Source organism: Patiriisocius sp. Uisw_017, from assembly GCF_047731265.1.
Taxonomy (GTDB): domain Bacteria; phylum Bacteroidota; class Bacteroidia; order Flavobacteriales; family Flavobacteriaceae; genus Patiriisocius.
In genome coordinates this window covers 1660288-1673440 of record NZ_CP159835.1, presented here as the reverse complement: position 1 = coordinate 1673440, position 13153 = coordinate 1660288, and the positions used below count along the sequence as shown (strand labels likewise).

General features: G+C 35.6%; 16 protein-coding genes. 5 read left to right on the top strand and 11 right to left on the bottom strand.

All coding sequences use genetic code 11. The features are described 5' to 3' along the window. Positions 1–236: 236 nt before the first annotated feature. Positions 237–1094 (bottom strand): DUF6252 family protein, encoded by an 858-nt coding sequence (locus tag ABXT67_RS07530; protein WP_415376653.1) that lies wholly within the window; start codon positions 1092–1094, stop codon positions 237–239. A 177-nt stretch (positions 1095–1271) separates the two neighbouring features. On the opposite strand from ABXT67_RS07530, the gene ABXT67_RS07525 reads away from it, so the two are divergent. The 4 genes from ABXT67_RS07525 to ABXT67_RS07510 all read left to right on the top strand — a co-directional run bounded on the left by ABXT67_RS07525 (position 1272) and on the right by ABXT67_RS07510 (position 4473). Continuing rightward, the gene (locus ABXT67_RS07525; protein WP_415376652.1) at positions 1272–1853 is read left to right on the top strand and encodes a 30S ribosomal protein S16; all 582 of its coding nucleotides are present in this window, start codon (positions 1272–1274) and stop codon (positions 1851–1853) included. 12 nt (positions 1854–1865) lie between these two features. Next, a complete protein-coding gene (gene rimM / locus ABXT67_RS07520) occupies positions 1866–2393 on the top strand; it encodes a ribosome maturation factor RimM (RefSeq protein WP_415376651.1) in 528 nt (175 codons plus the stop codon). 65 nt (positions 2394–2458) lie between these two features. Continuing rightward, entirely contained in the window at positions 2459–3166 is a 708-nt protein-coding gene (locus ABXT67_RS07515) for a tRNA1(Val) (adenine(37)-N6)-methyltransferase (RefSeq protein WP_415376650.1), read from the top strand. 128 nt (positions 3167–3294) lie between these two features. Further along, positions 3295–4473: an acyl-CoA dehydrogenase family protein gene (locus tag ABXT67_RS07510; RefSeq protein WP_415376649.1), complete on the top strand. Its 1179-nt coding sequence runs from the start codon at positions 3295–3297 to the stop codon at positions 4471–4473. Between the two features lie 243 nt (positions 4474–4716). On the opposite strand, the gene ABXT67_RS07505 is transcribed toward ABXT67_RS07510, so the two are convergent. From ABXT67_RS07505 to trmB, 8 genes are all read right to left on the bottom strand, one after another. Then, complete coding sequence (locus tag ABXT67_RS07505; protein WP_415376648.1) at positions 4717–4917, bottom strand: hypothetical protein; 201 nt, start codon at positions 4915–4917, stop codon at positions 4717–4719. Positions 4918–5522: 605 nt separating this feature from the next. Then, a complete protein-coding gene (locus tag ABXT67_RS07500) occupies positions 5523–5852 on the bottom strand; it encodes a 2Fe-2S iron-sulfur cluster-binding protein (protein WP_415376647.1) in 330 nt (109 codons plus the stop codon). Between the two features lie 5 nt (positions 5853–5857). Continuing rightward, a complete protein-coding gene (locus ABXT67_RS07495; protein WP_415376646.1) occupies positions 5858–6910 on the bottom strand; it encodes an NAD(P)/FAD-dependent oxidoreductase in 1053 nt (350 codons plus the stop codon). A gap of 51 nt (positions 6911–6961) precedes the next feature. Then, positions 6962–7204, bottom strand: coding sequence for a NifU family protein (locus ABXT67_RS07490; RefSeq protein WP_415376645.1), 243 nt, complete (start codon positions 7202–7204; stop codon positions 6962–6964). Between the two features lie 4 nt (positions 7205–7208). Beyond that, positions 7209–8345: a P-loop NTPase gene (locus ABXT67_RS07485; RefSeq protein WP_415376644.1), complete on the bottom strand. Its 1137-nt coding sequence runs from the start codon at positions 8343–8345 to the stop codon at positions 7209–7211. A gap of 206 nt (positions 8346–8551) precedes the next feature. Next, the gene (locus ABXT67_RS07480) at positions 8552–8881 is read right to left on the bottom strand and encodes an MGMT family protein (protein WP_415376643.1); all 330 of its coding nucleotides are present in this window, start codon (positions 8879–8881) and stop codon (positions 8552–8554) included. Between the two features lie 2 nt (positions 8882–8883). Then, on the bottom strand, positions 8884–9387 hold the full coding sequence (locus ABXT67_RS07475; protein WP_415376642.1) for a lysine transporter LysE: 504 nt from the start codon (positions 9385–9387) through the stop codon (positions 8884–8886). A gap of 179 nt (positions 9388–9566) precedes the next feature. Then, positions 9567–10244, bottom strand: coding sequence for a tRNA (guanosine(46)-N7)-methyltransferase TrmB (trmB, locus tag ABXT67_RS07470; RefSeq protein WP_415376641.1), 678 nt, complete (start codon positions 10242–10244; stop codon positions 9567–9569). Between the two features lie 65 nt (positions 10245–10309). On the opposite strand from trmB, the gene ABXT67_RS07465 reads away from it, so the two are divergent. Further along, on the top strand, positions 10310–11371 hold the full coding sequence (locus ABXT67_RS07465) for a glycosyltransferase (RefSeq protein WP_415376640.1): 1062 nt from the start codon (positions 10310–10312) through the stop codon (positions 11369–11371). Here ABXT67_RS07465 and ABXT67_RS07460 read toward each other — a convergent pair. Both ABXT67_RS07460 and ABXT67_RS07455 read right to left on the bottom strand, forming a co-directional pair. Beyond that, the gene (locus ABXT67_RS07460) at positions 11330–12388 is read right to left on the bottom strand and encodes a sensor histidine kinase (RefSeq protein WP_415376639.1); all 1059 of its coding nucleotides are present in this window, start codon (positions 12386–12388) and stop codon (positions 11330–11332) included. The two genes, ABXT67_RS07465 and ABXT67_RS07460, sit on opposite strands and share 42 nt — an antisense overlap. Next, complete coding sequence (locus tag ABXT67_RS07455) at positions 12388–13071, bottom strand: response regulator transcription factor (protein WP_415376638.1); 684 nt, start codon at positions 13069–13071, stop codon at positions 12388–12390. The genes ABXT67_RS07460 and ABXT67_RS07455 overlap by 1 nt, the downstream gene beginning before the upstream one ends. Positions 13072–13153: the final 82 nt, after the last annotated feature.

Below are 13153 nucleotides of genomic sequence, written 5' to 3'. Positions count from 1 at the left end.
TCGGGTGGTTTTTCCGATTAAAATTCAAAGGTAAAAATAAAAAAATGCCCTTCAAAGAGGGGTAAAAGTTGTGATGAGTTGTTCACAAAATCGCATAAAAAAAACTGAAACGTGCGTTTCAGTTTTTTTTATTTTCCTGCTACTCTTTAAATTTACTGCCCATTGTTTTTGACCATATCATTTAAAAGCGCTTCTCACTTAGCAATGTTTCTATAACACCGTAAAGAAATTAATAGTTATTCATAGGTCACATTGAATCCTCCTTGAGAAACTATATGGTTTTCAGTTCTAAACCCGAATGAACACTTAATGATTCTTGATGAAGGATTAAACTCAAAAACAAACAGCTCCCCTAATGTCACACTTTCTATAGACCCCGTCGTTGTATCTTTATAGGTCATTTCAATACCAGGAGAAGGCAACTCAAAACTATCCCCCTCCAGCACCTCAAAAGGAATTCTTATTTGTATTTCCTCGTCAGGATCTGAAGCTGTAATTACAATTTTCCCTTTATATAAAACTGCCATCACACACAAATTAACACCTTGTTGTAAATTATCTCCATCAATCGAAGCCACAAAAGTGCCACTATCACAAGCAGTAACAGGAATACCTTCTGGTTCTTCCACGATAGGCACGATTATCTCATTGAATATAGGAACCTCATAAAAAACACCATTGCGCCCTGCAATGGTATCTACGGCGGTTACAATGGCATCAAAATAAAATGACCCTGTAAGTTCACCTCGTTCGGTATCTATATTCGAAATAGTAACCATCCCACCCCCTCCTGGATTTGTGAAATAAGTAATTTCTTTAAAATTTTTAAAGGTGGCGTTGGTTGCAGAAGAACCGCCAAGTTCATAGGTTGTTTCTCTTGCGTCTGGTAATAAAATACTTAAATCTTGATTTTGAGAAAGCCCTTGTATAAGGTAAGTTCCATCTTCATTACGTATGGCTCTAGCGTTACTAGCTTGGAACAAAACACCATCTATAGAAACCTGTAAAGCTCCTCCCTCTCTTTGATCTTGAATGTTCTCAGAACAAGAAAATACCCCAATAATAAGAACTAAAAAAAAACCTAGCTTTTTCATAATGGAAAATAATTTAGACAAATGTATAAAAATTAAAATAAACTCTTGATTTACAGAGATTATTTAAAGTATCTTTGCCAACCCAAAATCTTGGAAGTATTCTTTTAGAAAAACACTTTTACTAATTTTGGATTTTACTAATTATAACAGAAGTCGCGTACTTCAAAAATTAATTTTATGCCTGTAAAAATAAGACTACAAAGACACGGTAAAAAAGGAAAACCTTTTTACTGGATCGTAGCGGCAGATGCCCGCTCAAAAAGAGATGGTAAATACCTAGAAAAACTAGGCGTTTACAACCCTAATGTAAACCCTGCACACATTGAACTTGATGTTGATGGTTCTGTACAGTGGTTGCAAAATGGTGCTCAACCAACCGATACTGCTAGAGCAATACTTTCTTACAAAGGAGTAATGATGAAAAATCACCTTGCCGGTGGTGTTCGCAAAGGCGCATTAACAGAAGAGCAAGCTGAAGAAAAATACAACGCTTGGTTAGAAAACAAAGGAAAAACTGTTGACGCGAAAAAAACACAGTTATCTGATGCTGAAGGAAAAGCAAAAGAAGCGGCATTGGCTGCTGAAAAAGTAACAAATGAAGCTCGTATTGCTGCAAATGCTCCTGTAGTTGAAGAAACTCCAGAAGTTGTTGAAGCTAGTGCAGAAGTTGAGGTAGTAGAAGAAGCCGTTGTTGAAGACGCTGCTCCAGCTACTGAAGCTGCAACGCCTCCGGCAGATGAAGCTAAAGAAGAAAAATAAAACTGAGAGACAATGCAAAAAGAAGAATGTTTCTTTGTTGGCAAAGTCGTAAAAAAATACAGTTTTAAGGGCGAAGTACTTATTAAATTAGATACAGACGACCCAGAATTATTTTTAGAAATGGAATCGGTTTTTGTGGAATTACACAAAACACTGATTCCATTTTTTATTGAATCAAGCTCCCTTCATAAATCTACTTTGCTAAGGGTGCAATTTGAAGACAGTTATAGCGATGAAGCCGCTATGGCACTGATTGGTAAAGAATTGTTTTTACCGCTCTCCTTTTTACCTCCGCTAGAAGGAACTAAGTTTTACTACCACGAAATTATTGGCTACACTGTAGAAGACAAATCTTACGGAAAAGCTGGCGTAATTACAGCTGTAAATGATCATACTGCCCAACACCTTTTTGTTATCAATAACAATGGGAGAGAAGTCCTTATTCCTATAAATGATGCGTTTATAGAAGCTATTGATCGAGATGCAAAAATCATAAAGATGGACGTTCCAGAAGGCCTCATCGAAATGTATCTTGAATAGTTACTAAAATGGCGTCTTCTCCTTTTAAATTTAAACAATTTACAATAGAACAGGACAAAACTGCTATGAAAATTGGCACTGATGGCGTACTAATTGGCGCTTGGACTTCTATTAAAAATAAACCAAATTCCATCTTAGACATAGGGTCGGGAACAGGAATTATTGCCTTACAATTGGCACAAAGAAGCACTGCCGAAAGTATTGACGCCATCGAAATTGATGATAATGCCTTTGAGCAATGTATCGCAAATTTTGAAAATTCACCTTGGGGAGATCGCCTGTTTTGCTACCATTCATCGATACAAGAATTTGCTCAGGAAATGCCTAACGAAGCCGATTTTGAACCCTACGATCTAATTGTTTCAAACCCTCCATTTTTTGAAACTCCTCTTGAAAATAAAATAAATCGAAAATCCCAAAATTCAAATATCGACAAGCATCAACGTGCAATGGCTCGTTTTACTGACGCATTACCATTTGATCATTTAATCATCTGTGCCGCGCATCTACTTTCTGATAAGGGTGTTCTTGCAGTGGTAATCCCCAGTGATGTCTCAGATGATTTTATTGAAACCTGCAACGAACACCGTTTATTTCTACTAAGAAAATGTTCCGTTCAAGGAACGGCATCTTCTGCAGTAAAAAGATGTTTACTGGAATTTTCGTTTGAGGAAAACACGCCTACACACTCTAATCTTATCATTGAAAAATCTCGACACGATTATACCTCAGATTATAAAGAACTTGTCAAAGATTTTTATTTAAAAATGTAGGTGAATCACGTTGTGATATTTACCTTTGTATTCTTATTAAATTTTCGGCTTAAACTGCCTATAAAAAATTAAATAACTCGAAGGGGAGCTATTCATAACTCATCTTCGGCATTATAAAATATCAAGAGATGAAACCAGATTTATTTGAATCACCAGATTATTACAATATTGATGACCTTTTAACCGAAGAGCACAAACTCATTCGTGATGCGGCAAGAGCTTGGGTTAAGCGAGATGTTTCTCCAATTATTGAACAAGCGGCGCAAGATGCAAAATTTCCAAAATCTATTATTCCAGGTCTTGCTGGGATAGGTGCTTTTGGCCCTTACATTCCTGAAGAATATGGCGGTGCTGGACTAGATCAAATATCATATGGCCTCATCATGCAAGAAATCGAGCGTGGTGACAGTGGTGTTCGTTCTACAGCGTCTGTACAATCATCCTTAGTAATGTATCCTATCTGGAAATACGGTAACGAGGAACAACGAAAAAAATATTTGCCAAAATTAGCTTCTGGAGAATGGATGGGTTCTTTTGGTTTGACTGAACCAGATCACGGATCCAATCCTAGCGGAATGACAACCAATTTTAAAGATATGGGAGACCATTATTTATTAAACGGTGCTAAATTATGGATTTCAAATTCTCCTTTTTGTGATGTTGCTGTTGTTTGGGCAAAAGACGAAGAGGGACGCATACACGGTCTTGTTGTTGAAAGGGGAATGGAAGGATTTTCAACGCCTGAAACACACAACAAATGGTCTTTAAGAGCAAGTGCTACGGGGGAACTTATTTTTCAAGATGTAAAAGTTCCTAAAGAAAATTTATTGCCCAACAAATCTGGATTGGGAGCACCGCTTGGATGTCTTGATTCTGCTAGATACGGTATTGCTTGGGGAGTTATAGGAGCAGCAATGGATTGTTACGATACTGCTTTAAGGTACTCAAAAGAACGCGTTCAATTTGGCAGACCCATTGGTGGATTCCAATTGCAACAAAAGAAGCTGGCTGAAATGATTACTGAAATCACAAAAGCACAGTTATTATGTCTTCGTTTAGGCCAATTAAAAAATGAAAACAAAGCAACCTCTGCTCAGATTTCTATGGCAAAACGCAACAATGTGGATATGGCATTAAAAATTGCACGTGATGCAAGACAAATGCTAGGTGGTATGGGAATTACTGGCGAATACCCAATTATGCGTCATATGATGAATCTTGAAAGTGTAGTGACTTATGAAGGTACTCACGACATTCATTTATTGATTACAGGGCTGGATATCACTGGCTTGAATGCTTTTAAATAAGCCGAAATTTTAAGAATTTAAAAAGCGCTCATTTGATGGGCGCTTTTTTTATGCGGAAATATTAATATTCTTCCCAAGGTAAACCTTGAGCAATTTCAATCCCATTTTCTTCAATAAAAGCTATAAGCCCATCACGGTTCTTTAAAGAAACTGTCACTTTTGCACCATTTTATTTTTCAAAAAACAAAGCGTATTTAGTGTCTGTTATATATCCTGTTCCATATTTTTTTGAAGATCTTAATCCTATCCCCAAAAAATCTGAAAAGCGCTAATTTCAATTATATCATATTTAACAATTTTCTTAAATTCGATTTTACGCATTGGGAGTGGAAATAGTCCATATTTAATATGTGTACTATCAATTGATAACTTTACTTTTCCAATTGCTATAAAAACTCCTATTAATACAAGAATAACAGAGATATAAATTAACGAATCATCCACTTCTTCATTTTTGAGCGAATAAGTTAAAAAAACAAGAATTGAAAGAAAAGCAATGTCGAAATTCCTATTGGAAACTTAGAGCTATCTTGAAAATTTGTCATAATTGTGTTGTTGATTTTAAAGTTTTATTAGTTGGGATATCGCTTTCTATTAGAAGATACAATATAATACCTGCAGTCATAGATATCCAAAAAGTAGCTAAACCACGTATTATAAAAATGAAAAAATGAAAAAGAAACAATAATAATATATTCACAATTATTGGGCCTGCACATCGTCCCCGATTCCCAGAACCTATTGACATTGCATTTTTTAACGATAGTCTTTATGTTCATCCACAAAGTATTACAGGCTTATAAATTAAAAATGAATCAATTTCTCTTATAAAATTGCAAATAGCCAGCGCCTAAGACGGAACATTGAGCGTTATAAAAAGAATATAAGAAGGACTTAAAAAACTAAGTAGTTATAAAACTGATTAAAACTAGCCAAAGAATTCTTTAATTAAAAGAGATTCATTTTTAAATTGAATCTTAACAAAAAACATCTCTCCCCAACACTTCTTTCAAAGAAAGGAAGTCAGGTTTGATTTGAAATTTTCAAGATTATTCTTCTGGCGCCAAGGTGATAGTTAATCCGTGTATTTCTTCTGTGAGGTAAATTTGGCATCCCAACCTGCTATTGTCTTTGGTATTGAATGCTTCGGCCAACATAGCGTCTTCGTCATCACTCATTTCAGGAAGCGTCTGTTCACTTTCAATATAACATTGACAGGAAGCGCACATTGCCATTCCTCCACAAATACCAATCGTTCCTTCAGGAGCTAATTCATAAGACCTTATAACTTCCATGATATTCATATTCATATCTGTAGGAGCAACAACATCGTGCTGCGTTCCTTCGCGATCTGTGATATGTAATATAATATCTATCATTGTGATTAATCTATGGCTTTGACAACCGCCTTTGGAGCCTCTTTTTTTGTACCATCAAAACCCTCTACTCCACCTACAGTCGTGTATTTCATCACGTATCTTTTTTCAGGGAAAATGAGTTGAAATGCACTTTGACACATTAATGTAGCCTCGTGAAAACCACAAAGGATAAGCTTTAATTTACCAGGATAGGTATTTACATCGCCAATGGCATAAACGCCTGGGATGTTAGTTTGATAGTCCAATGTATTATCAACTTTAATGGCGTTTTTTTCAATTTCTAGACCCCAATCTCCAATAGGACCTAACTTTGGAGCAAGACCAAAGAGTGGTATAAAATGATCACATTCTTCATTAAAAACTTCATCACCTCGTTTGACACTTAAACCTTCTACCTTATCATCTCCAAAAATACCCATTATTTCAGCAGGAGTAATTAGCTTTATTTTTCCTGCATCCTTTAATTCTTGTACTTTATCAACAGAATCTAAAGCACCTCTAAATTCGTTTCTTCGATGCACAAGGGTGACACTTGAAGCAACGTCAGCAAGAAAAACACTCCAATCCAAAGCAGAATCCCCTCCTCCAGCAATTACCACCTTTTTGTTTCGATAGATTTCAGGATCTCTAATAATGTACTCAACCCCTTTGTCTTCGTATTCTGAAATATTTGAAATAGTTGGTTTACGAGGCTCAAAACTCCCCAATCCACCTGCAATTGCTACAATAGGCGCATGGTGTTTTGTTCCTTTATTAGTAGTAACAATAAAACTTCCGTCTTCTTGTTTATCGATTGTTTGTGCCCGCTCTCCCAACGTAAATCCAGGTTGAAAAGGCGCTATTTGTTTCATTAAATTAGCTACTAAATCGCCTGCCAGAATCTCTGGAAAAGCCGGAATATCATAGATGGGTTTTTTAGGGTAGATTTCACTACACTGCCCACCTGGCTGGGGAAGTGCATCTATTAGATGGCATTTTAGTTTTAATAAACCTGCTTCAAAAACAGCAAAAAGTCCTGTGGGTCCAGCACCTATTATTAGAATATCAGTTTTAATCATACTTCGGCTCCGCTCAGTACGCCATCGCGGATATTTTTTAATTGCTAACTATTATGCTTCTATATTTATCACTTTTTCAATTTGTGGTGCGTGTTTTTTAATAGTCATCTCAACACCACTTTTTAAGGTCATTTGATTTACACTACAGCTAACACAAGCACCTTCTAATTGTACTTTTACAATGGTACCACCTTCTATTCCTAGGAGGGCTATGTTACCACCATCGCTTTGAAGGAATGGTCTAATTTCGTCCAAAGCTGTTTCGACTTTTTGAATTAATTCTTCTTGTGTCATTCTATTATTTTATAGCGCTACATCCAGCCATTGTTGTTATTTTCACAGCTTCAGTAGGAGGTAAATTTTCATTACGTCTCACTGTTTCCCGCACAACGTTTTTAGTAATATTAATAAAGGCATCTTCAATTGGTGTAGCCGTTTGTAAAGCAGCAGGATGTCCAATATCACCTGCCTCTCGAATACTCTGTAATAGTGGTAATTCTCCTAAAAATGGAATTTCCAAATCTTTAGCTAAATTCTTGGCACCCTCTTTTCCGAAAATATAATATTTGTTTTCAGGCAATTCTTCTGGCGTAAAATAAGCCATATTTTCTATGATTCCCAAAACAGGAACATCTATACTTTCTTGCTGAAACATAGCGACTCCTTTCCTAGCATCTGCAAGCGCGACCTTTTGTGGTGTGCTCACTACAACTGCACCCGTAATAGGCAATGACTGCATGATACTTAAATGAATGTCACCCGTTCCAGGAGGTAAATCCAACAATAAAAAATCTAAATCTCCCCAGTCTGCATCAAAAATAAGTTGGTTCAAAGCCTTAGAAGCCATGGGCCCACGCCATATTACAGCTTGGTCAGGTTTGGTGAAAAAGCCTATAGAAAGCACTTTGACCCCATAGTTTTCAACAGGTTTCATTTTGCTTTTTCCATCTACATTGACTGAAAGCGGTCTTTCTTCTGCAACATCAAACATTATAGGTATGGACGGACCGTAAATATCAGCATCCAATACTCCTACTTTGAATCCCATTTTCGACAATGTAATTGCCAAATTTGCAGTTACGGTAGACTTACCAACACCTCCTTTGCCAGAGGCGATTGCAACAATATTTTTCATTCCCGGAATAGCCTTTCCTTTAATCAAATTGGGGTTTTCTTTTTTCGCGGGAGCTTCTACTTTTATATTAACTTTTACTTTAGCATCTGCAAAAACGTGCTCTTGGATTGCTTTTGTAATATCAGCTTCTGCGCGCTTTTTAATGTGCAATGCAGGTGTAGTCATTGTAATATCCACGACTACCTCATCTGCAAAAGTCATTACATTAGTAACGGCGCCACTCTCGACCATGTTTTGCCCCTCTCCGGCTACTGTAATTTTTCCCAAAGCATTGAGAATATCTTGTTTATTTATGTTCATTATTAAGATTGATTCTAAAGGCAAAGATACTTGTTATACTTCAATTTTTAAAGGAGGAAGATTGAAATGATTGATGGTGTTATAGAGTATATTATACTTAAATTTCAAAAAAATCAATCACATATTGCAAAAAGGCAAAACAAGGCAGATACCTAGATTGTTAATCCCTAAAGAAAGAAATATTTTATCTCTTAATCTTGAACATATTAAGGCAATTCTTTCATAGGATCCCAAAATAATTCTTCTAGATTTTGAATTTTATTATTGATCACCTTAACACCCTCACTCTCGAGCAACTGTTGCATTAAGTTAGTGCCATCAAAGTGATGTTTACCCGTTAATAAGCCTCGTTTGTTTACCACACGATGAGCCTGAATACTAGGAATATTATGAGAAGCATTCATCGCCCATCCAACCATGCGAGCACTTCCTGCAGCACCCAAGTATTTTGCAATAGCCCCATAACTCGTAACTCTACCAAAGGGGATTTGCTCAGCTACCATATATACTTTCTGAAAAAAACCTGTTTCTGCCATTTTTAAAATTCTCTAAAAATTTTAAATGCTGTTATCAAGGAAATTATTGCTGTTATGATCCCAATGATATAATTCATATTTAACTGATTTTCTTTCTTAGCATTCAAACTTTTAAAGAACTGAATATATAACGCCAACATGATAAAAGTTCCAATTGCTGATCCAAGTATAGCTCCAATCAATGGAATTTGCTCAAAAGAAAACCAAGACCAAACTGAAAAAGTAATACTTATATATACCCAATAAGGCAAAGGAAGTAAGTTCAAAAACGCAATAAACATCCCAGAAAAAAAACGTGTTCGCTTTCTTTTACTAATATCTTTTGGAACTTCTCGACGTGTATCTTTGGCTATGAAAAAGAAAAAAATAGTCAGGCAGATAAAAATACCTAAGGCTACTTGCTGTAGCGTTTCTATAATCTCTGGGTTTTTGTCGAGGTATCTTGCAAAAAGAAGCGCAACATAAGTTTGAATTGCAACCGTAGTAGAAACTCCAGCTGAAAACAAAAAAGCCTGCTTACGACCTGCTTTCTTGCTTATTTTAACCGCAGACATGTTGAGTAGGCCCGGTGGAATAACCCCCATGAACGATGCCAAGAAGCCTATAATAAAGTTGAGCAGTAGCGCCATATAAGGGTATAATTTCTATAATGAGTCAATCATAAATAATAAAGCCACACGCAGTTTTACTTAAACTTGAACCTAATATACGTTATTTTTTTCCTTATTTCTAAATATTGCGATTCATAATAGGTTTGTATGCTTACAACTTCTTTTGGAGCCTCGTCACCAATTCCATAGACGTCGTGGTGTGCAAATTCTATTTCCACCCTTAAACCATGAAGTAATCCCAAGGTGTACCCATGCATAAACTCACTATCTGTTTTTAAATGCATCACACCATCCTTTTTTAATATGGACTTATACTTCTCTAAAAATTCTTCATTGGTAAGACGGTGTTTAGTGCGTTTATATTTTATTTGAGGGTCTGGAAATGTTATCCAGATTTCATCCACTTCGTTTTCAGCAAATAAATTTGCGATCAACTCTATTTGTGTTCTTAGAAAACCAACATTAGTCAAATTTTCTTCTAGCGCTGTTTTAGCCCCACGCCAAAACCTTGCTCCCTTAATATCTACCCCTAGAAAATTTTTATTAGGATACATTTTAGCTAGGTTTACAGAGTATTCTCCCTTACCACAACCTAGTTCTAAAACAATAGGATTGTCATTTTTAAAGAAACTTTTATTCCAGTTCCCTTTCAAATTTAATCCGTCTATAACCGCCTCTTCTCTAGTCGGTTGGATGACGTTTGTAAAGTTATCATTTTCTCTAAACCGTTTTAATTTATTTTTACTACCCAAAATTTAATTTTTTGGTAAAATTAAGGAAATATACCGCAGCAGCAATTATTAGTACTTTTGTTTAGATGATGCAACGAAAAACCATATTAGTTGCTCCACTTAATTGGGGGCTTGGACACGCTACCCGCTGTATTCCTATAATCAACGAGCTTATCATACATGGTTTTAAAGTAATCATAGCTAGTGATGGACAGGCTTTATTATTACTTCAAAAAGAATTTCCTAAACTTGAAAGTATAGAATTACCATCTTATGATATTTCTTACGCAAAAAAAGGGGCTCATTTGAAGTGGAAATTATTTTTAAAAATCCCACACATTTTAAAAACAATTTCTGGAGAGAGAAAAGCAATCTCAAAGCTTATTGCTGAAAGAAGTGTTCAAGGAATTATTAGTGACAACCGATGGGGTGTTCAAAATAAAACAATCCCTTCAGTCTTTATAACACATCAAATAAATGTTCTTAGTGGAAACACCTCAAAACTCACTGGAAAGCTCCAACAAAAATATATCAATAAATTCACTACATGTTGGATACCCGACCTTCCAGGTATTAAAAGCCTTAGCGGAAAATTGAGCTATACAGATGCACTTAAGTTGAACACACAGTATATTGGCCCTTTGAGTAGAATGACAAAAATGAAGGTTAAAAAAAAATATGATATCATTATTATTTTATCAGGACCAGAACCACAACGGACGCTTCTCGAAAATAAATTGTTGTCAGAATTTAAAGATGATGACCGACAAACGTTGCTCGTGCGTGGTGTCATTGAAGCAAATGAAAAAACAGCCCATTTTGACAATATTACCATTGTAAACTATTTAACTACAGATGCTTTATCAAAAGCAATTAATGCAAGTGACTTAGTGATTGCAAGATCTGGGTATACGACAATTATGGACCTTTCTATATTGGAAAAAAAAGCCTTTTTTATCCCCACACCAGGGCAATATGAACAAATATATCTAGCTAAAAGACTGGATCAATTAGGGGTTACCCCTCACTGTGCACAAGAAGATTTTTCGGTTAAAAGTTTATCAAAAATTACTTCGTACTCAGGACTAAAAAATATCCAGACCGATTTAGACTTCGGTAAACTCTTTAGCCTTTTCCATAGTAAATGAAAATTCTGAACCTACACCAAATTCACTTTCAACATAAATTTTTTCATTGTGAGCCTCTATAATATGCTTTACAATGGACAATCCTAAACCACTACCCCCTTCTTTTCTAGAACCACTTTTATCCACTCTATAAAAGCGTTCAAAGAGTCTGGTAAGATTTGAAGCTTCAATACCTTCTCCATTATCTGTTACCCGAACAATAACCTTGTTCTTAATTAAGTGCTCCACGCTTATTTCAGTCGTACCATCTTGTTGTCCATACTTGATGGAATTTACAACAAGATTGATTAATACCTGCTGCAACCGTTCTTGATCACCGTATACTTTTATGGGCTTGGGGTATTTTGTGTCAAAAACTAACGAAATATTTTTTTTTGCTGCTTTCATCTCTAGCGAATCAAAAACATTCTGGATTAATTTTATGATATTAAACTCCTCTTTATTAAGAATCAATCCTCCTACTTCGAGTTTTGAAATCATGTCTAAATCTTTCACTATATAAATGAGTCTTTCAACACCTTTTCCTGCTCTCTTTAAATATTTTTTTCTAACTTTTTTATCTTTAAAGGCACCATCCAACAGGGTTAGAATGTAGCCTTGTACCGTAAAAAGGGGTGTTTTTAATTCGTGAGACACATTCCCTATAAACTCTTTGCGGTAGTTTTCTCTAATCTTTAAAGTTTCAATTTCTAGTTTTTTATTTTCGGCAAAACGCACTACTTGTTTTGTAAGTGTTTCCATATCTGTAGATATTTGACTTTGACTCAAAGAAGTAGCATCTAGTAAAGACACTTCGTCGTAAATACCTTTAATACGTTTATAGATAAATCGTTCTAGCCTAGATTGGATAAAAATAAAACAAACCACAAATAGCACGATTGCTAAAGTTAATAAAAAAAGGACGTCAATAGTATCCTTCATGTATAAAAAGACGGCTAATATGGACGTGGAAAGCAAGGCAATATACAAAGAAGTATAGACAGCAAAACGGTATGTTTTTCTAAAACTGCTTGACATTAAACTACAAATTTATAGCCAACTCCTTTTATAGTTTTGAATTTTTTGTCTCCTAATTTTTCTCTTAATTTTCGGATATGAACATCTATTGTGCGTCCACCAACCACCACTTCGTTACCCCACACATTGTCTAAAATCTCTTCTCTTTTAAAAACCTTCCCGGGCTTAGATGCAAGCAATGCTAAAAGTTCAAATTCCTTTTTTGGCAGCACCATTCCTTGTTTACCCACGTAAATTTTATATTCCTCCCTGTTTATGGTGATATTGCCAGCCTGAACACTGTCTTGAGACTTTTCTGTAGATTTAAATCTACGCAAGAGCGCTTTTACTTTACTAAGCAGCACCTTTGGCTTTATTGGTTTCGTAATATAATCATCTGCACCCGCTTCAAAACCTGCTACTTGAGAATAATCTTCCCCACGTGCTGTTAAAAAAGCAATTACTGTTTCAGAAAGTTCTGGGACTGCCCGCAATTTTTCGCACGCCTCTATACCATCCATTTCTGGCATCATAACATCTAAAATAATAAGTTGTGGTTTTGCTTTTTTTGCTTTATCAATAGCCTTTATTCCATTATCTGCAGTAACCACATTATACCCTTCAGAAGAAAGGTTATACCCTATAATCTCCAAAATATCTGGCTCATCATCCACTAATAATATGGTAATATCCTTTTTTTTCATTGTTTGCACATTTTATAACTCGTTTCGTAAAGGTACTATTTTAACTCAAAAAATGAATCTCAATAATACAATAGGACTCGTA

Coding starts and splice junctions, on each gene's coding strand:
- ABXT67_RS07465 (WP_415376640.1), top strand. CDS start 10,310: ATGATGCAACGAAAAACCATATTAGTTGCTCCACTTAATTGGGGGCTT.
- ABXT67_RS07480 (WP_415376643.1), bottom strand. CDS start 8,881: ATGGCAGAAACAGGTTTTTTTCAGAAAGTATATATGGTAGCTGAGCAA.
- ABXT67_RS07485 (WP_415376644.1), bottom strand. CDS start 8,345: ATGAACATAAATAAACAAGATATTCTCAATGCTTTGGGAAAAATTACA.
- ABXT67_RS07510 (WP_415376649.1), top strand. CDS start 3,295: ATGAAACCAGATTTATTTGAATCACCAGATTATTACAATATTGATGAC.
- ABXT67_RS07515 (WP_415376650.1), top strand. CDS start 2,459: ATGAAAATTGGCACTGATGGCGTACTAATTGGCGCTTGGACTTCTATT.
- ABXT67_RS07495 (WP_415376646.1), bottom strand. CDS start 6,910: ATGATTAAAACTGATATTCTAATAATAGGTGCTGGACCCACAGGACTT.
- rimM (WP_415376651.1), top strand. CDS start 1,866: ATGCAAAAAGAAGAATGTTTCTTTGTTGGCAAAGTCGTAAAAAAATAC.
- ABXT67_RS07460 (WP_415376639.1), bottom strand. CDS start 12,388: ATGTCAAGCAGTTTTAGAAAAACATACCGTTTTGCTGTCTATACTTCT.
- ABXT67_RS07530 (WP_415376653.1), bottom strand. CDS start 1,094: ATGAAAAAGCTAGGTTTTTTTTTAGTTCTTATTATTGGGGTATTTTCT.
- ABXT67_RS07490 (WP_415376645.1), bottom strand. CDS start 7,204: ATGACACAAGAAGAATTAATTCAAAAAGTCGAAACAGCTTTGGACGAA.
- ABXT67_RS07455 (WP_415376638.1), bottom strand. CDS start 13,071: ATGAAAAAAAAGGATATTACCATATTATTAGTGGATGATGAGCCAGAT.
- ABXT67_RS07525 (WP_415376652.1), top strand. CDS start 1,272: ATGCCTGTAAAAATAAGACTACAAAGACACGGTAAAAAAGGAAAACCT.
- ABXT67_RS07500 (WP_415376647.1), bottom strand. CDS start 5,852: ATGATAGATATTATATTACATATCACAGATCGCGAAGGAACGCAGCAC.